The sequence below is a fragment of the Collimonas fungivorans Ter331 genome (assembly GCF_000221045.1).
GTDB lineage: Bacteria > Pseudomonadota > Gammaproteobacteria > Burkholderiales > Burkholderiaceae_D > Collimonas > Collimonas fungivorans_A.
In genome coordinates this window covers 719,418-737,661 of the sequence record NC_015856.1, presented here as the reverse complement: position 1 = coordinate 737,661, position 18,244 = coordinate 719,418, and the positions used below count along the sequence as shown (strand labels likewise).

Sequence of the window (18,244 nt, the reverse complement as noted above, 5' to 3'; positions counted from 1 at the left end):
CGCACCAGACCAAAGGAAATATCATGAGCCTGCCAAGCCGCGACCCGATTCTTCTGACTCCCGGACCACTGACCACTTCGCTCGCCACCAAGAGCGCCATGCTGCAGGACTGGGGTTCCTGGGATGCCTCGTTCAACGCCATCACCGGCAAGGTGCGCAAGCAGCTGCTGGACATCGCCAACGCCCACGAGAGCCATGTCTGCGTGCCGATGCAAGGCAGCGGCACGTTTTCGATCGAAGCCGCGATCAACACCCTGCTGCCGCGCAACGGCCATATGCTGGTGCTGATCAATGGCGCCTATGGCAAGCGCATGGCGAAAATCGTCGAGATGATGGGGCGCCAGGTCTCGGTGTTCGAAACGGCGGAAGACGTGCCGACCACCGCCGCCGACGTCGAACGTGTGCTGAGCAACGACCGCAGCATCACCCACATCGGCGTGATCCATTGCGAAACCAGCACCGGCATCCTCAATCCCCTATATGAAATTGCCGAGGTAGTGGCGCAGCACAAGAAGAGCCTGATCATCGACGCCATGAGCTCCTTCGGCGCGCTGGAGATCGACGCCGCCAAGATCAGTTTCGATGCGCTGATCGCCGCCAGCGGCAAATGCATAGAAGGGCCGCCGGGCATGGGTTTTGCGATTGTGCGCAAGAGCGTGCTAGAAAAGAGCGCAGGCAATTCACGTTCGCTGTCGCTCGATCTGCACGACCAGTGGACCTACATGGAAAAAACCACACAGTGGCGCTTCACGCCGCCTACCCACATCGTGGTGGCGTTTCACGCAGCATTGAACCAGTTCTTTGCAGAAGGCGGCCAGCCGGCAAGGCTGGCGCGCTATACCAAGAACTACGACACCCTGATGGCAGGCATGCGCGAACTGGGGCTGATCCAGTTTCTGCCGGCAAAAATCCAGGCGCCGATCATCGTCACCATGCACGCGCCGAACAGCGCCAGTTATGAATTCAAGGATTTCTACAACCGGGTGCGCGACAAAGGATTCATCCTGTATCCGGGCAAACTGACCCAGGCGGAAACTTTCCGCGTCGGTTGCATAGGTTCTATCGGTGCGGAGGAAATGCGGCAGGCAGTGCATGCGATAGGCGATGCGCTGCGGGAGATGGGAATCAAGGCAAGGAACGCCAGCAACTCTTAAGATGGTCCAATGAGCAGATGCTGCAAAAGCAGAATCCGCTCAGCTCATGCGCAGCCGTGGCCGCCGGCGTTCTTGGCCGTCATCGGCAGGTCGCGGCCGCCTTCGCGCGTATGGCCTGCCGCTTCCAGGCGTTTCAGGTAGTCTTCCCACATCGCTTCCTGGTCGCGCCCCAGCTTGTACAGGTAGGCCCAGGTATAAATGCCGCTGACGTGGCCGTCCGAGAAGGTAGGCTTGACGGCGTAATTGCCGACCGGTTCCAGCGCCGCCATTTCGACATTGCGTTTACCGGTCTGCAACACTTCTTGCCCGGGACCATGGCCGCTGACTTCGGCCGATGGCGAATAGACGCGCATCAATTCGAACGGCAGCGAAAAAACCGCGCCGTCGTCGAAGGCAACTTCCAGCTTGCACGATTGCTTATGCACAGTGAATGACACCGGGACAGGTGCGGGCGCTGATTGTTTGGAGCCGGTCATGGGAATGTACGAGTAAGGTTAAAACTGTTCGGATATCGCCGAGCGCAGCGCGCCCAGCAACGCCTGCCGCTGCGCCAGGCTGGCCGGCGCCGGCTGCCGCTGGCTCTCGGCCCAGACCGGGCTGGGGAAATGCGCATCGTCCGGATAGCGCGGGATCACATGCCAGTGCAGGTGCGGCGTCATGTTGCCGAGGCTGGCCAGGTTGATTTTTTCCGGCTGCATCACGGCGCGCACGACAGACTCGACCTTGCACACAGCGGCCATCAGCGTGCTGCGGTCCGCCACCGGCAGATCGGTCATTTCCTTGACATGGTCATGCCAGATGACGCGGCAGAATCCCGGATACTGCGCATCGTCGACCAGCACCACGCGGAATCTCTCCGCACGGAGGAGAATTTCTCCACCGTCGCCGCTGCACAGTTCGCAATCAGCCGAATGGTTAGCCATGGTCACACCAGAATCCGTTCGATGCCGCCGTTGTTGGCGCGTGCAACGTAATCCGGCAGCCAGTTCTCGCCCAGCAAATGGCGCGCCATTTCCACCACGATGTAATCGGCTGTGGTGCCGGAATCGTCGTTGTAGCGCGACAAACCCTGCAGGCAGGACGGGCAGGAAGTGAGGATCTTGACGTCGCCGCCGAAACCGTCGGCGCGCAGCTTGTCCGCACCCTTGTTCATCTCTTCTTCCTTGCGGAAACGGACCTGGGTCGAGACGTCCGGACGGCTGACGCCGAAAGTGCCGGACTCGCCGCAGCAACGTTCGTTCTTTTCGATCTTGGTCCCGTTGTCGGTAGTGATCAAGGCATTCACCGTCTTCATCGGGTCCTGCAGTTTCATCGGGCTGTGGCACGGATCGTGATACATGTAGCGGGTGCCGCTGACGCCTTCCAGCTTGAGGTTCTTCTCCAGCAGGTATTCGTGGATATCGATGATGCGGCAGCCCGGAAAGATCTTGTCGAACTGGTAGCCCTGCAACTGGTCGTAGCAAGTGCCGCAGGAAACGATCACGGTCTTGATGTCGAGATAGTTCAGGGTATTCGCCATGCGGTGGAACAGCACGCGATTATCGGTGATGATCTTTTCCGCTTTGTCGAAATCGCCCGAGCCGCGCTGCGGATAACCGCAGCACAGGTAACCCGGCGGCAGCACGGTTTGCACACCGACCTGCCACAGCATGGCTTGCGTAGCCAGGCCGACTTGCGAGAACAGCCGCTCGGAACCGCAGCCCGGGAAATAAAACACGGCTTCGGTATCGGCGGTGGTGCTCTTCGGATCGCGGATGATAGGCACGATCTTGTCGTCTTCGATATCCAGCAGGGCGCGCGCGGTCTTCTTCGGCAGGTTGCCGGGCATCTTCTTGTTGATGAAGTGGATCACCTGTTCCTTGATCGGCGCCTTGCCGACGGTCGCAGGCGGTTTCTTGGTCTGCTTCTTGGCGAATTTCTTCAGGATGTCGTTGCCCAGGCGCTGCGCCTTGAAACCCCAGTCGGTCATGACCTTGCGCGTCATGTTGATGGTGGCCGGATCGGTGGCGTTCAGGAAGAACATGGCGGCCGTGGTGCCGGGATTGAACGATTTTTTGTTCATCTTGCGCAGCAGGTTGCGCATGTTCATCGAGACGTCGCCGAAATCGATGTCGACCGGGCAAGGCGTGACGCACTTGTGGCAGACCGTGCAATGGTCGGCCACGTCTTCGAATTCTTCCCAGTGCTTGATGGAGATCCCGCGCCGGGTCTGCTCTTCGTACAGGAAAGCTTCCACCAGCAGCGAAGTGGCCAGGATCTTGTTGCGCGGCGAGTACAGCAAGTTGGCGCGCGGCACGTGGGTGGCGCACACCGGCTTGCACTTGCCGCAGCGCAGGCAGTCCTTGACGCTGTTGGCGATGGCGCCGATATCGCTTTGCTGCATGATCAGCGACTCGTGCCCCATCAGGCCGAACGACGGCGTATAGGCATTGCTCAGGTCGGCCTCGAAACCGGGCAGGTTGAGCAGCTTGCCCTTGTTGAAGCGGCCTTCCGGATCGACCCGCAGCTTGTAGCTGCGGAAATCCTTGATTTCGTCTTCGGTCAGGAATTCCAGCTTGGTGATGCCGATGCCGTGCTCGCCCGAAATCACGCCATCCAGCGAACGCGCCAGGGTCATGATGCGCGCCACCGCGGCGTGCGCATCCTGCAGCATTTCGTAGTGATCGGAATTGACTGGCAGATTGGTGTGGACGTTGCCGTCGCCGGCATGCATGTGCAGGGCGACGAACACGCGGCCGCGCAAGACACGCTTGTGCACCGCGCTGCATTCGTCGAGGATCAGCTTGAAGGAGGCGCCGTTGAAAATCTGGCGCAGCAGCGCCCGCACTTCCTGCTTCCAGGAGATGCGGATGGTGCGGTCCTGCACCACGTCGAACACGGTCGCGTCCGGTTGCTGCAGCAGGCGCTGCTCGAACACCAGGTCGAGCTTTTCCAGGCCCAGTGCGCTCAGTTCGTCTTTCGCATCCTTGAGCGGCTTGTCCAGATTCGCCAGCAGATAAGTCCAGCGCGCCTGCACTTCGGCCAGCAGCAGCTCGGCCTGGTGCACGCGGTCTTCGAGGATTTCGGCGGCGGGAATATCGTCGCCGTCGGCGTCGTCGCCCTTGCCCAGCGGCAGATTGCCCTTGAGCAGGAACGCGCGCAGCTCATCCAGCAGCTGCAGCTTGTTCTTGGCCGACAGCTCGATATTGATGCGCTCGATGCCGTCGGTGTATTCGCCCATGCGGTTGAGCGGAATCACCACGTCTTCATTGATCTTGAAAGCGTTGGTGTGCTTGGCGATGGCGGCCGTGCGGGCGCGGTCCAGCCAGAATTTCTTGCGCGCTTCCGGGCTGACCGCGACGAAGCCTTCGCCGACGCGGTTGTTGGCCATGCGCACCACTTCCGAGGCTGCCTGCGCTACCGCGTTTTCATCGTCGCCGACGATGTCACCGAATAGCGCCATCTTCGGCAGCACGCCGCGTTTCGACTTGGTGGTGTAACCGACCGCGCGCAGGTAACGCTCGTCCAGGTGCTCCAGGCCGGCCAGGATTGCGCCGCCCTTCCTGGTTTCGGCATCGAGGAAATCCTTGATCTCGACGATCGAAGGAATCGCATCGCGCGCCTGGCCGAAGAACTCCAGACAGACGGTGCGCGTGTGCTTCGGCATCTTGTGCAAAATCCAGCGCCCGGAGGTGATCAGGCCGTCGCAGCCTTCTTTCTGTATGCCCGGCAAACCCGCCAGGAATTTGTCGGTGACGTCCTTGCCCAGGCCTTCCTTGCGGAATACACGACCGGCGATTTCCAGGATCTCGGTCTTGAACGGCTTTTCGCTTGGCCGGCCTTTTTCGGCCGGGTGGCGCCATTCCAGCTGGAAGCGCGCCAGCGGCGTGTCATGGATCTTGCCGAGGTTGTGGTCCAGGCGCGTGACATCCAGCCAGTCGCCGTTCGGATCGACCATGCGCCAGCTGGCGAGATTATCCAGCGCGGTGCCCCACAGCACGGCTTTCTTGCCGCCGGCGTTCATGGCGATGTTACCGCCGACGCAGGACGCTTCTGCCGAGGTCGGATCGACCGCGAACACAAAACCGGCTTTTTCGGCAGCGTCGGAAACGCGCTTGGTGACTACCCCGGCGCCAGAATAGATCGTGGCGTACTCTTTATCGAGCCCCGGCAGCACAGCCATTTGGACTGCGCCCAGATGCTCCAGTTTTTCGGTGTTGATGACCGCCGACAACGGCGTCAGCGGAATCGCGCCGCCGGTGTAGCCGGTGCCGCCGCCGCGCGGGATGATGGTCAGGCCGAGTTCGATGCAGCCCTTGACCAGGCCGGCCATTTCATCTTCGCTGTCGGGCGTGAGCACCACGAACGGATATTCAACGCGCCAGTCGGTGGCGTCGGTCACATGCGAGACGCGCGACAGGCCGTCGAACTTGATGTTGTCCTTGGCGGTGTAGCGGCCCAGGATCTTGTTGGCGCGCTTGCGCAGATCGTAGGTCTGGCGGAATTCGTCGGAGAAGGCGGCGATCGCCTTGCGCGCCGCGGCCAGCAGCGCTTCGACATTCTCGCTACGCTTTTTCGCTTCTTCATCGCTAGCGGCATCGCGGCTCACATCGCCCTCGTCGGTGACGATACGGCGCTTGTCGACTTCGCTGAGCCGATGATGCAATGCATCAATCAGGGCCTGGCGGCGCTTCGGATTGTCCAGCATGTCATCTTGCAAATACGGATTGCGCCGCACTACCCAGATATCGCCCAGCACTTCGTACAGCATCCTGGCGGAACGGCCGGTCTGGCGTTTGCTGCGCAGTTCGTCGAGCAGGCGCCAGGAAGCTTCGCCAAGCAGGCGGATCACGATCTCGCGGTCTGAAAACGAGGTGTAGTTATAGGGGATTTCGCGCAAGCGCGTGGGAGTGGCGCCATGTGGCGCGTCTGACAATAGTGCCTGGATTTTGACTGGGGCGTTCATTGGTCTATGAAAGTGGGCTACTGCGTTGACTGCTGCTACTGAACCCGCATTTTAGCTTATCGCGCTGCTTCACGAAGGCAAGATGCCGATTTGTGCAGTGCAAGGCACAGAACATCCGGAACGCTATCGGATAGGCAAACCCAATGAAATCAATAAATACAATCAATTTTCATAAATCGATAGTGTTTGCCTACAATGGATCCATATCCACTTTCTCAGGAGCCATCATGTTTAGCCAGATCATCAGCGAAATCCTGGACAGCATTTCCTGCACATTAGCCCACTACGGCCACTGCAAGGGCTGATTCACCCTACTCCGGAGGCATTATTATCATGACACCCGTTTCCCTATCGCGCAGAAACCCCTATTTCGGCATGTCCTACCTGCTGCGCCAGCGCGCATGGCCGCTGCGCATGTTGCCCTACCTGATCCTGTTGCTGCTGACGCCGGCGATGTTCTGGGCCGGCCTGTCCGCGCTTTGATTCAAACTCTTTGATTCAAACTCGCAACTCGGTGGCGATCTCGGCCGCTATCTCACCGTTGCGCATTACCTTGGTTTCAAAAACGTAGTGCGACAGATAAGAAGACGCCGAAACGCAGCGGGTATGGAATGACAGCGGCTCGCAGGCAGGCACCAGCTGGTGGGCCGCCAGGTCGCACTTGACGACGGTGTAGCTGACTTCCTTGTCGACGATGTGGTGCAGCAGCCTGCTGGTGGTCTGGGCGACGGTGTGCACGATCATCGCCACTGGCCAGGCCGGATAATCCAGGAAGTGACCGGCGCAGCGGGCCGGCGCCAGCGGCTGGCTGCGGGCAATGATGGACGGCCCGACAGGCGCCTCGAAATCCAGCTGCACCGACTGCCGGTATGGCGAACTGTCGGCCAGCGGTGGCGACGGCACCCGGTAATCCTTGAACAGGCGCAGGAACAGCGACTCCGACAAGGCCTGGTATTCGCAATACAAATGCGCAAACGGCCTTTCCGCTGAAACGATAGCCTGCGCAGTGAGCGAGCGCCGGTCGTGAATGAGTACTTCCGCACTGGCCTGAAAGCTGGCGCCGGATGCACGCGGCGCCACATCGTGCAGCTTGCTGTAGCGGGCCTTGGTCGCCAGGTAGTAGATCTGCGGCGCGGCTTGCCAGGCGACCGCCGCGCAGGAACCCAGGATCGCCAGGTGGCGGCCGATTTCGGCGGAAGCCACCGGGCCGTTTTCAAAACCCAGCGGCTGCTCCGCCACAAACGTCCCGCTCACCATCCGGTGCGGCACCCCCTGCAGTTCGGTAAATGCAAAATACGGCGCCTGTACCGCAATGCGCTCGCAAATCTCCCTGATGTCCAGTCTGTGCATAGCTTTCTATCCTCGATATATTTCGATTTCCAAGAAGCTTACGAGCAGTTTTCAAGTCAATGTTTCCATGGGGAAATAATATAATAATGCAACGCAAAAATCCAGCGCCTTGTTGCCCCTCGCTCAGGCCAGCCAGCTTGCGACCTGGCGCCAGAATCCGTCCGGCACGTTCAGCAGCAGCCAGACGACCAATACATACCGGGCAAACTTGCCGATCGCCATATACATGACGGAGGGCCAGAACGGCAGCTTGAGCCAGCCGCCCAGGGTGCAGATCGGATCGCCTATGCCCGGCACCCAGGCCAGCAGCATGGTCTTGGCGCCGTAGCGCTCTAGCCAGCTGAACCAGCTGCTGCCGCGCTCGCGGGAAAATGCCTGCTTGGCGCCGTAACCCATCCAGTAATCGACCATGCCGCCCAGCGTGTTGCCCGCCGTAGCCACAAAAATCACCGGCCAGAACAGCGCGCCGTTGGCCTTGATCACGGCAAACACGGCCGGCTCGGAACCGAGCGGCAGCAAGGTGGCGGCGACAAAACTGATGATGAAGACGGAAGTCAGGCCGACCGTGGGCACGGCGAGCGTCTTGAGCAACCATAAAACTGCGGATTCGATCATAGGGAGCAATTCAAGAGACGGCAGATGCGGCGCGCCAGTCATATACAGCGCAGGCCATATCGTTTATTACACTGGCGCCGACAAAACCTGGTGACGATTAAAAGCCGTCCATTATAATGATCCGCTGTTTCTCCCGGCCTGATCCTGCTGCCGAGCCCGCTCGGCACTCCAATTTGACAACGACATGACCACAGATTATTTGCAGAAGATCCTCACCGCCCGCGTCTACGACGTCGCGGTCGAAACCCCTCTTGAACTGGCGCCCACGCTGTCGAAGCGGATTGAGAACCAGATTTATTTCAAGCGCGAGGATATGCAAAGCGTGTTCAGTTTCAAGTTGCGCGGCGCCTATAACAAGATGGCCAGCCTGACCCCGGCCCAGCTCAAGCGCGGCGTGATCTGCGCCTCGGCCGGCAACCATGCGCAAGGACTGGCGCTGTCGGCGGCCAAGCTCGGCTGCCGCGCCGTGATCGTGATGCCGACCACCACGCCGCAGGTCAAGGTCGACGCGGTGCGGGCGCGCGGCGGCGAGGTCGTGCTGTTCGGCGACTCCTACACCGACGCTTACAACCACGCGCTGACGCTGGAAAAGAAACTCAAGCTGACCTTTGTCCATCCCTTCGACGATCCGCACGTGATCGCCGGCCAGGGCACCATCGGCATGGAAATCCTGCGCCAACACGCCGGCCCTATCCACGCGATTTTTGTACCGATCGGTGGCGGCGGACTGATCGCCGGCATCGCCGCCTACGTCAAGGCGGTGCGGCCCGAGATCAAGATCATCGGCGTGCAGACCACCGATTCCGACGCCATGGCGCGCAGCCTGAAGAGCGGCCGCCGCGTCACCTTGCCGGACGTCGGCCTGTTCGCCGACGGCACCGCGGTCAAGCTGGTCGGCGAAGAGACCTTCCGCCTGGCGCGCCTGTACGTCGATGAAGTGATCCTGGTCGATACCGATGCGGTGTGCACTGCGATCAAGGATGTATTCCAGGACACGCGCAGCATCCTCGAGCCGTCCGGCGCGCTGGCGGTGGCCGGCGCCAAGGCCTATGTCGAACGCGCCAAGGCCACGCGCAAGCCGGTCAAGGACCAGACCCTGGTCACCATCGCCTCCGGCGCCAACATGAATTTCGACCGCCTGCGCTTCGTCGCCGAAATGGCCGACATCGGCCAGCTGCGCGAAGCGGTGTATGCCGTCACCATCCCGGAACAGTTCGGCAGCTTCCGCCGTTTCTGCGAACTGGTGGGGCCGCGCAACGTCACCGAATTCAACTACCGCATCAGCGACGAGAAAGTCGCCCACGTGTTTGTCGGAGTGCAGACTTCCAGCGGCGAAGAAGCCAAGCTGATCGCCAAGAATTTCGAGAAGCATGGCTTCAGCACGCTCGACCTGACCCACGACGAACTGGCCAAGGTCCACGTGCGGCACCTGGTGGGCGGCAAGAGTCCGCTGGCGGAAAACGAACTGCTGTACCGCTTCGAGTTCCCGGAACGTCCGGGCGCGCTGATGCGTTTCCTCAATTCGATGGCGCCCGACTGGAACATCAGCCTGTTCCATTACCGCAGCCAGGGCGGCGATGTCGGCCGCATCCTGGTCGGGCTGCAGGTGCCGAAAAAAGAGATGAAGATCTTCCGCAGTTTCCTCTCCAGCCTCGGTTACCGTTACTGGGACGAGACCAGCAATCCGGTCTATAAACTGTTCCTCGGCTGACGCGCTCGGCCATGCCCTTGATACGCGTCATTAAGCGGCGCTTATCAGGGGCGGCCTGCTTATCTGGCAAAATACTGCTTTTAAGCACAAGCAGAAGCCATGACTATCCCGAACACGCCCGACGCCTCGCCGCTGGGCAAACCCGCCGCCTACCAGTCCCAGTACCAGCCTTCGCTGCTGTTTCCGATTGCCCGCCTGGGCAAGCGCGAAGAAATCGGCATCAGCGGCACATTGCCGTTTTTCGGCGTCGATATCTGGAATGCGTATGAGGTGTCCTGGCTCAACCTGCGCGGCAAGCCGCAAGTGGCGATCGCTACTTTCACGGTGCCGGCGGACTCCCCCAACATCATCGAATCGAAGTCGTTCAAGCTGTACCTGAACTCCTTCAACCAGACCAGGCTGGCCGACAAGGATGCGCTGCTGCAGCTGCTGCGCACCGATATCTCGGCCGGTTTCGGCGCGCCGGTGCATGTCGCCCTGACCACCGCCGACACCTTCGCCGAACTCAAGCTGCAGGAACCGCAAGGTTTGCTGCTGGACCGCCTGGACATCGAAGTCGACGAATACCAGCCGAATCCGGCGCTGCTGAAAAGCGACCCGGACCAGGTTGTGGTCGAAGAAACACTGGTCTCGCACCTGCTGAAATCGAATTGCCTGGTGACCGGCCAGCCGGACTGGGGCAGCGTGCAGATCCATTATGTCGGCGCCGCCATCGACCAGGAAAGCCTGCTCAAGTACCTGATCAGCTTCCGCGACCACAATGAATTCCACGAACAATGCGTAGAACGCATATTTATGGACCTGATGCGCAACTGTCGGCCACAAAAGCTGTCTGTATATGCGCGCTATACGCGGCGCGGTGGTCTCGACATCAATCCTTGGCGCAGCAATTTCTCCACATCGCAGCCACCGTTGAATTGGCGCCAGGCAAGGCAATAATTTACGATTTGCTACAGATATTACGCTTTGCTACAAAGCGTAGCGAAAAGACATCACTTAAATAACTAAATAACAATAATTGGGTCGGGAATATTGACGTCCAGGGGATCAACGTCTACCGTACGACCTCGCCGTAAAGGATTCTTTTGCTTATGACAACTTTTTATCGTTTTTCCGCGCTCAAGCGGACCGCATTGCTCACCTGCATGACCGCACTGGTCGCCATGGCTGCCCCAGCCCAAGCGCAGGAAACCCCGGACACTACCGGCTGGTTCAGCAAAACCCTCACCCAAACCCAGGACCGGCTGAGCAATATCGCCAACAATGGCGATATGGAGGTATATCTGTCAGGCTACGCCTATCATGGCCGCCGTACTTATACCGAAGAGAAGCTCCAGGAACTGAACGAAAAAGCCTGGGGCCTGGGCGGCGGCCGCACCATCCGCAACGCCGACGGCAACGATGAATCGCTATACCTGTTCGCCATCCGCGACTCGCACCGCAAGCCGCAGATCATGGCCGGTTATGCCTATGAATGGATCTGGAATGTGCCCAAGACCCCGGTTGAGGTCGGCGCCGGCTATACCGCCATGCTGATGAGCCGCCAGGATTATTTCGGCGGCTTCCCGTTCCCGATAGCCCTGCCGGTGGTGTCGCTGGGCGTCAAGGGAGCCAAATTGATGGGATCCTACGTGCCTCGCCTGTCGCAGAACAAGGGCAATGGCGACGTCTGGCTGATATTTGCGCGCTTCGAAGTTAAGTAAACGCCATAATCCGGTCAGGGCCTGTTGACCTTCAATTTGGGAGTGCGAACGCGCGGCAGGCGTTGCGTGCCTAGGCGCAGCGACGCGACGTAGCGGTGCTACGGCAAGGATGCGGATGGCCGCCCCCTGCAACAACGGCATGCGACGCCTGCAGCCGTTCCCGGAGGGTTCAAACCAAAACGTGCGCTGGCCGCGTTGCATGGCTTGCTGGGGCACCAGCCCCAGCTGCGCCACACGCCTTGCCAGCACACGTTTTGGTTTGAACGCATCTCCCAAATTGAAGGTCAACAGGCCCTAGGCAAGACCATGACCGCAAGTTGGTGTTGTTGGCCTGAATCAAGTCTATAATCCGGGTTGGGTGCCATTAAGACCGTAGCCCGGGCTATGCTGACTTGGGCCGAAATCGGGGAGACGCTGTCATGACAGCCATAACAGTTGCGGTCGCGCTAGGCGGCCAGCAGCGCTCAGACCCGAAATTGGCATGTTTCCGAAATGCTGCGGCTATATTAGTGGTGGCTTACAATGACTTAGACACAACCACCCGTATTGTGCCGCATACCAATTTGTATTATGACTAATCTTGCAAAAATCCTGCCTGCACAAAATGTAGCGCTGGATCTGGAAGTCTCCAGTAAAAAACGCGCCTTCGAACAAGCCGGTTTACTCTTCGAAAACAATTGCGGCATTGCCCGCTCTACCGTCTCCGACAACCTGTTTGCGCGCGAACGGCTGGGTTCCACCGGCCTCGGCCACGGCGTCGCCGTGCCGCATGGCCGCGTAAAAGGCTTGAAAGCGCCGCTGGCTGCCTTTGTGCGCCTGGCCGAACCGATCCCGTTTGAATCGCCTGATGGCGAACCGGTCAGCTTGCTGGTATTCCTGCTGATTCCCGACAACGTCACCCAGCAGCACCTGGAAATCCTGTCGGAAATCGCCGAGATGTTTTCCAGCGACGCCTTCCGCGCCCTCCTCAGCAGCGATCCCGATCCGGCATCGGTGCATGCGCACATCGTGGCCTGGCAGCCCATGGGCACGGAAAATGCGACATAATTTAGAATAAGACATCATCCTGTCTGAGTCGCCCTCAGGGCGATCTAACCTACTAACCACGTCAGACGCCGACCATGCCAGTTTCCACGCCCCTCTCGATTCAGCAGCTGTACGACGAAAACCGCGAATCGCTGCAGCTGGGCTGGTTTGCCGGTTTCCCGGGCGGCGAGCGGCTGATTTCCGGCGATGCGGCTTCGGCCGCCGACCAGGTGGGCCACCTGAACCTGATCCATCCAGGCCGGATCCAGGTCTTCGGCCACCAGGAAACAGAATACTACCAGCGCCTCTCGGCCACTTCGCGGGTCTACCAGACCGCTGAACTGGTGGCCGGCGCGCCGCCTGCCTTCATCATCGCGCAAGGACTGGCGACACCGCCGGACATCCTCGAAATCTGCGACGAAAAGAACATCCCGCTGTTTTCGACGCCGCTGCCGGCCGCACAGGTGATCGATTACCTGCGCGTCTACCTGTCGAAAAAACTGGCGCAACGCATCACCATGCATGGCGTGTTCATGGATGTGCTGGGAGTCGGCGTCCTGATCACCGGCGAATCCGGGCTCGGCAAAAGCGAACTCGGGCTGGAGCTGATCTCGCGCAGCCATGGCCTGGTGGCCGACGATGCGGTCGAGTTCGCCCGCATCGCACCCAACATGATCGAGGGCCGCTGCCCGCACCTGCTGCAAAATCTGCTGGAAGTGCGCGGCCTGGGCCTGCTCGACATCAAGACCATCTTCGGCGAAACCGCAGTGCGCCGCAAGATGCGCCTCAAGCTGATCGTGCACCTGGTGCGGCGCGCCACGCTGGAAGAAAACTACGAGCGCCTGCCGCTCGACGCCCATACCCAGGAAGTGCTGGGGCTGGCGATCCGCAAAGTCATCATCCCGGTAGCCGCCGGCCGCAATATCGCGGTGCTGCTGGAAGCCGCGGTGCGCAACACGATCCTGCAGTTGCGCGGCATCGACACGCTCAAAGATTTCATCGCCCGCCAGCGTATTGCGATGGACAGCGACAGCGATCTCTGACATCCGTTTGCGGGGCTTCCGATAAAAGCCTCGACTTACGGTATCATTCGCTAATGCGCATTATCCTCATCACCGGCATTTCCGGCTCCGGCAAATCGGTCGCTCTTCGCGTGCTCGAAGATGCGGGTTATTTTTGCGTCGACAACCTGCCGCCTATCCTGCTGCGCGGCCTGGTCGCCACCCGCCTCGATGAAGGCGCGCAAATGCTGGCGGTAGCCACCGATGCGCGCAGCGCCGACTCGCTGGCCGGCCTGCCTTCCGACATCCAGCAATTGAAAGCCGAAGGGCACGACGTCAAGGTGTTTTTCCTGACCGCCCAGACCGAATCGCTGATCGCCCGCTTCTCCGAGACCCGCCGCAGCCATCCGCTGTCGCACCGCTTGCGCCCCGGCCAGAATCCGGCCGACCGCCTGACGCTGACCGAGTGCATCCTGAATGAGCGCGAGATGCTGGCCGAGATCGAGAGCATCGGCCACACCATAGACACATCGAACATGAGCGCCAACCGCTTGCGCAGCTGGATCAAGGAACTGGTCGATACCGAACCGGCGCCGCTGACCTTGCTGTTCGAATCGTTCGCCTTCAAGCGCGGCGTGCCGCTGGACGCTGACCTGGTGTTCGACGTGCGCATGTTACCGAATCCGCATTACGACGCCAAACTGCGCCCGCTGACCGGCTGCGACCAGCCGGTGATCGACTTCCTGGAAGCCCTGCCCAAAGTCGGCGACCTGCTGGGCGACATCCGCAATTTTGTCGAAAAATGGCTGCCCTCGTTCAAGGACGACAACCGCAGCTACCTGACGGTGGCGATCGGCTGCACCGGCGGCCAGCATCGCTCGGTCTACATGGTGGAGCGGCTGGCCGAATATTTCCAGGTCTCCGAACGCGTGGTGCGGCGCCACCGCGAACTGCTCAGGCGCGCCGGCGACAATTAGCATCCCCTCTTATCCGCAGCTCACTTCCTCCGCAGTTGACGTCACCCTATGCCCGAAAATAATTCCTGGATACCGCTGTTCCCGCTCAACGCGGTGCTGTTCCCCGGCGGCGTGCTGCCGCTCAAGGTGTTTGAAACGCGCTATCTCGACATGCTGCGCGAATGCATGCGGACCGAGCAGCCGTTCGGCGTGGTGCTGATCAAATCGGGCAAGGAAGTCGGCAATGCCGCCGAACCGGAGAGCGTGGGCTGCTTGACCAGGATCATCGAGTGGGACATGCAGGACCTGGGAGTGATGATGCTGCGCACCGAAGGCAGCCAGCGCTTCCGCATCGTGCAGCAGCGTGTGCTTGCCGACCAGCGCCTGGAGGCGCAGGTGACGCTGATTGACGCCGATCCGGCGACCACGCCTGACGAAACCCATCTGCAATGCGCCGGCACGCTGAAACTGGTGATCGACGACATCAACAAGAAAGGCCGCAGCGCGCACGGCGAGAATTTCGCCAGCCCGTTTGCGCTGCCGCTGCAGTTCGACAACGCCGGCTGGGTCGCCAACCGCTGGTGCGAAATCCTGCCGATTCCCCTGAAAGCGCGGCAGAAACTGCTAGAGCTGACCGACGGCCGCGAACGGCTCGGCATAGTCCATCAATACCTGCTACAGCACAACATCATCTGATCAGGCGAACAGGTCTGCTTCGCGGAATACTGCCAGCAGCAGTTTCTTGACCGGCGCCGGCAGCGGCGCGCTCGCCAGCTTTTCCACCGGATACCAGACGTAGTTGGTTTGGGCAACGCCGTCAAGCCGCCGTTCGAGCGCAATCTGGAAAGGCGATATCTGCAGTTTGAAATGCGTGAATACGTGGGTGAACGGCTGCAGCGGCTCGCACGATGCGACCGGACCGAAGGCCGCGGTAGCGCGATTTAAAGCAGCATCGAAATCGGCTTTCGATAAAATTCCCGGCGCCATTTCCGGCAACGACAGCAAGCCGCCCCAGATGCCGCTGTCGGGACGCTGCTCCAGCAAAACCTGATGCCGGTCAAAGATCACCAGCATGCCGGTATGTTTTTCGGGAATCGCTTTTTTCGGCTTGCGCACCGGCAGCTGGCCGACCCGGTCGGTTGCCAGCGCGACGCAACGCTGCGCCAGCGGGCAGGTCTGGCAAGACGGCTTGCTGCGTGTGCAGAGCGTCGCTCCCAAATCCATCAAACCCTGGGTGTACGATTCCACTCCCTGCTCCGGCAACAAGGCCACGGCACGGCGCCACATCGCATCTTCGACAGGCTTGGCGCCGGGATAACCGTCGATGCCGAACACCCTCGCAAACACGCGCTTGACGTTGCCATCCAGGATGGCGGCCTGCACGCCGTAAGAAAATGCGGCGATGGCGGCCGCGGTGGAACGGCCGATGCCGGGCAAGTCTTGCAGCAGCAGCGGATCGCGCGGAAAGATCCCGCCATGTTCAGCCACTACCCGTTGCGCACAGCGATGCAGGTTGCGCGCCCGCGTGTAATAACCCAGCCCGCTCCAGTGCGCCATCACCTCTTCGCTGGGCGCCGCTGCCAGCGCCTGCACATCGGGGAAACTCGAAAGGAAGCGCTGGTAATAGGGAATCACGGCAGCCACCTGGGTCTGCTGCAGCATGATTTCGGACAGCCAGACGCGGTAGGCGTCGCGCGTCTGCTGCCACGGCAAGGCGTGGCGGCCATGTTGCTTCTGCCACCCGATCACCGCTGCCGAAAAAGACGGGTCGGCCAACTGGCCGGCCGCTTCGCTGCTACTGTCGATAACTACACGTTTCATCTATACCGCAACTTTCGTGGGCGCCATTTCCGAGCCCAGCGCATTTCTTAAATCGGCTTCCAGCGCCACCAGCGTATTTCTCTGCGCCGTCAATTCCTTCTGCAGCATTTCCACCGACTGGATTTTTTCTTCCAGGCTGTCGATCGCCACATGCACGCGCTCGATCGAATCGGTGCGCTGCTTGAGCTGCGACTTGTGGGCGCGGATCTGTTCTTCCAGCGGCGCCATCACCACCTTGAGCCAGGCGTCGACGTCGCGGTTGGCCTGCAGGAAACTCTGCTTGACGCGCGAGGCGATCGAATCGAAGAACTTCTGCATCAGCACTACCTGGCTGGTCTTCACCAGCGTCACGGTGCCGAACTGGCGGTGATAGGCGGTTTCGATCACCTTGATCTCGTTGCGGTACTTGTCCAGCGAGAACGACATCGGCGTCGACAGCGCGAGCCCGTGTTCGGTCGAGAACTTGCGGTACATGATGGTCATCATTTCCGAGATTTCGTCGGTCTTCTGACCCGACAGCATCAGGTTTTCCTGCGACTTGTCGAAGAATTCCTTGACCGCGTGGCGGAAGCCGGCGGTGAACATGCTGCCTTCCATGGTTTCGCGCGTCTTGCGGATTTCTTCTTTCAGCAAGCCCATGCCGAGCGTGGTGAAGACGCCGGCCGACAGCCGCGCAAACACCATGCGCGTGCCTTGCAGCTTGAGCAGGCTTTCGTCGAATTCCTTTTTCTCGATATCGATGCGCTTCATCATGTGGCTGATGATGGAAGTATTCTTGCCGCGCAAGCTCTTCAGCTCCAGCAACTGCTCGACCACGCTGCGGATATGCGCCGACATCAGCGCTTGCTTGGTGACCGTCAGGTCATGGATGTCGCCGATCAGCTGCGAGCGGATGATGTCGCGCTTGGCCGGGATCAGTTCGCGCGACAAGGCGTTTTCCAGGGCCGGCAAGCGGCTTTTCTTCAGCAGCTCCGGCTCGCCGTTGATCTTGCCGACCAGGCCCTTCTGGGCCGAAACCGGGTACACCTGCGCTTCCGACAAGCCCAGCGTATGCGCCACGCTCGAGACCTGCTTGCTGATCTGCTGCTCGACTTCGAACGGCGAGCGCAATTCGTCCCACATGCTGTCGATCTTGTTGAGCACCACCATGCGGCCGGCGCCGCTGCCGATGTGATGGCGCCAGACGTCGATATCGCTCTTGGTGACGCCGGTGTCCGCCGCCAGGATGAACAGCACCGCATGGGCGTTGGGAATCAGGTTGAGCGTCAGTTCCGGCTCGGTGCCGATCGCGTTCAGGCCCGGCGTATCGATGATCACCAGCCCTTCTTTCAGCAAGGGATGCGGGAAGTTGACGATGGCATGGCGCCATTGGGAAATCTCGACCCGTCCCAGCACGTCGATCGCCAGCGCGGCGTCCGGATCGTCTTCGTCGTACAAGCCGTAGCGCTTGGCTTCTTCCACCGGCACCCACTTGGTCAGGCTGACCTGCTTGAACGCTTCCAGCATGCCGTCGGTGGACGAGATGTCCAGCGGCAGCACGGTCCAGACATGGTGCGCGCCCTTGTAGTCGCTGGTCGACTGCGATTCGGCCCGGGTTTCGATCGGCAGCAGGCGGATGCAGGACGGGAAAGAAGCGTCGTACAGCAGCTCGGTCGGGCACATGGTGGTGCGGCCGGCGGCCGACGGCAGGATGCGCTGGCCGTAGTCGGCGAAAAAGATGGCGTTGATCAGTTCCGATTTGCCGCGCGAGAATTCCGCCACGAACGCGATCGACAGTTTGTCGTCGGTCAGGCGCGCCAAGGCGCGGCTGATGCGCTGCTCGCTGGCCACGTCCGACAATTTCGAGGCGCTGGCCCATGTCTGGTAACGCCGCAATGCGCCGGCGACGCCGGTGCGCCACTCACTGTATTCCTGGAATTTTTGGACTAGATTGCTCACTATCTCTCTCGCCTATGTTCTCTA

The 18,244-nt window shown here is 60.5% G+C and carries 16 protein-coding genes; 9 read left to right on the top strand and 7 right to left on the bottom strand.

Annotated elements, in window-relative coordinates:
* The first annotated feature begins 23 nt into the window (after positions 1-23).
* Positions 24-1,154: a 2-aminoethylphosphonate--pyruvate transaminase gene (locus CFU_RS03225; protein ID WP_014004623.1), complete on the top strand. Its 1,131-nt coding sequence runs from the start codon at positions 24-26 to the stop codon at positions 1,152-1,154.
* 44 nt (positions 1,155-1,198) lie between these two features.
* Here the strand turns inward: CFU_RS03225 and CFU_RS03220 are convergent, their stop codons facing one another.
* The 3 genes from CFU_RS03220 to CFU_RS03210 are packed head-to-tail and all read right to left on the bottom strand — an operon-like array spanning position 1,199 to position 6,099.
* Entirely contained in the window at positions 1,199-1,630 is a 432-nt protein-coding gene (locus CFU_RS03220) for a gamma-butyrobetaine hydroxylase-like domain-containing protein (protein WP_014004622.1), read from the bottom strand.
* A gap of 18 nt (positions 1,631-1,648) precedes the next feature.
* Positions 1,649-2,077: an HIT family protein gene (locus CFU_RS03215; protein ID WP_041741164.1), complete on the bottom strand. Its 429-nt coding sequence runs from the start codon at positions 2,075-2,077 to the stop codon at positions 1,649-1,651.
* 2 nt (positions 2,078-2,079) lie between these two features.
* Positions 2,080-6,099 carry a DUF3683 domain-containing protein gene (locus tag CFU_RS03210; protein ID WP_014004620.1) on the bottom strand — a complete coding sequence of 1,340 codons (4,020 nt, stop codon included), beginning with the start codon at positions 6,097-6,099 and terminating at the stop codon, positions 2,080-2,082.
* 333 nt (positions 6,100-6,432) lie between these two features.
* Here CFU_RS03210 and CFU_RS24785 point away from each other — a divergent pair, with 333 nt between their 5' ends.
* Entirely contained in the window at positions 6,433-6,582 is a 150-nt protein-coding gene (locus CFU_RS24785; protein WP_014004618.1) for a hypothetical protein, read from the top strand.
* Positions 6,583-6,597: 15 nt separating this feature from the next.
* Here the strand turns inward: CFU_RS24785 and CFU_RS03205 are convergent, their stop codons facing one another.
* Together CFU_RS03205 and CFU_RS03200 are read right to left on the bottom strand one after the other, a co-directional pair.
* Entirely contained in the window at positions 6,598-7,449 is an 852-nt protein-coding gene (locus CFU_RS03205; protein ID WP_014004617.1) for a hypothetical protein, read from the bottom strand.
* Between the two features lie 123 nt (positions 7,450-7,572).
* On the bottom strand, positions 7,573-8,064 hold the full coding sequence (locus tag CFU_RS03200; protein ID WP_041741163.1) for a YqaA family protein: 492 nt from the start codon (positions 8,062-8,064) through the stop codon (positions 7,573-7,575).
* A 184-nt stretch (positions 8,065-8,248) separates the two neighbouring features.
* On the opposite strand from CFU_RS03200, the gene ilvA reads away from it, so the two are divergent.
* The 7 genes from ilvA (at position 8,249) to CFU_RS03165 (ending at position 15,157) form a co-directional block, all read left to right on the top strand.
* Entirely contained in the window at positions 8,249-9,775 is a 1,527-nt protein-coding gene (gene ilvA / locus CFU_RS03195; protein ID WP_014004615.1) for a threonine ammonia-lyase, biosynthetic, read from the top strand.
* A gap of 99 nt (positions 9,776-9,874) precedes the next feature.
* Positions 9,875-10,714, top strand: a complete 840-nt coding sequence (gene queF, locus CFU_RS03190; protein WP_014004614.1) for an NADPH-dependent 7-cyano-7-deazaguanine reductase QueF — start codon at positions 9,875-9,877, stop codon at positions 10,712-10,714.
* 152 nt (positions 10,715-10,866) lie between these two features.
* Positions 10,867-11,478, top strand: a complete 612-nt coding sequence (locus CFU_RS03185) for a hypothetical protein (protein WP_041741162.1) — start codon at positions 10,867-10,869, stop codon at positions 11,476-11,478.
* Positions 11,479-12,048: 570 nt separating this feature from the next.
* Positions 12,049-12,525 carry a PTS sugar transporter subunit IIA gene (locus tag CFU_RS03180; protein ID WP_041741161.1) on the top strand — a complete coding sequence of 159 codons (477 nt, stop codon included), beginning with the start codon at positions 12,049-12,051 and terminating at the stop codon, positions 12,523-12,525.
* 74 nt (positions 12,526-12,599) lie between these two features.
* Positions 12,600-13,547, top strand: coding sequence for an HPr(Ser) kinase/phosphatase (hprK, locus tag CFU_RS03175; protein ID WP_014004611.1), 948 nt, complete (start codon positions 12,600-12,602; stop codon positions 13,545-13,547).
* 53 nt (positions 13,548-13,600) lie between these two features.
* Positions 13,601-14,482, top strand: coding sequence for an RNase adapter RapZ (rapZ, locus tag CFU_RS03170; RefSeq protein ID WP_014004610.1), 882 nt, complete (start codon positions 13,601-13,603; stop codon positions 14,480-14,482).
* A gap of 48 nt (positions 14,483-14,530) precedes the next feature.
* Complete coding sequence (locus tag CFU_RS03165) at positions 14,531-15,157, top strand: LON peptidase substrate-binding domain-containing protein (protein WP_014004609.1); 627 nt, start codon at positions 14,531-14,533, stop codon at positions 15,155-15,157.
* Here CFU_RS03165 and mutY read toward each other — a convergent pair whose 3' ends face one another.
* Both mutY and CFU_RS03155 read right to left on the bottom strand, forming a co-directional pair.
* Positions 15,158-16,282 (bottom strand): A/G-specific adenine glycosylase, encoded by a 1,125-nt coding sequence (gene mutY / locus CFU_RS03160; RefSeq protein WP_014004608.1) that lies wholly within the window; start codon positions 16,280-16,282, stop codon positions 15,158-15,160.
* On the bottom strand, positions 16,283-18,220 hold the full coding sequence (locus tag CFU_RS03155) for a dynamin family protein (RefSeq protein ID WP_014004607.1): 1,938 nt from the start codon (positions 18,218-18,220) through the stop codon (positions 16,283-16,285). It abuts the gene before it with no gap.
* Between the last annotated feature and the right edge of the window lie 24 nt (positions 18,221-18,244).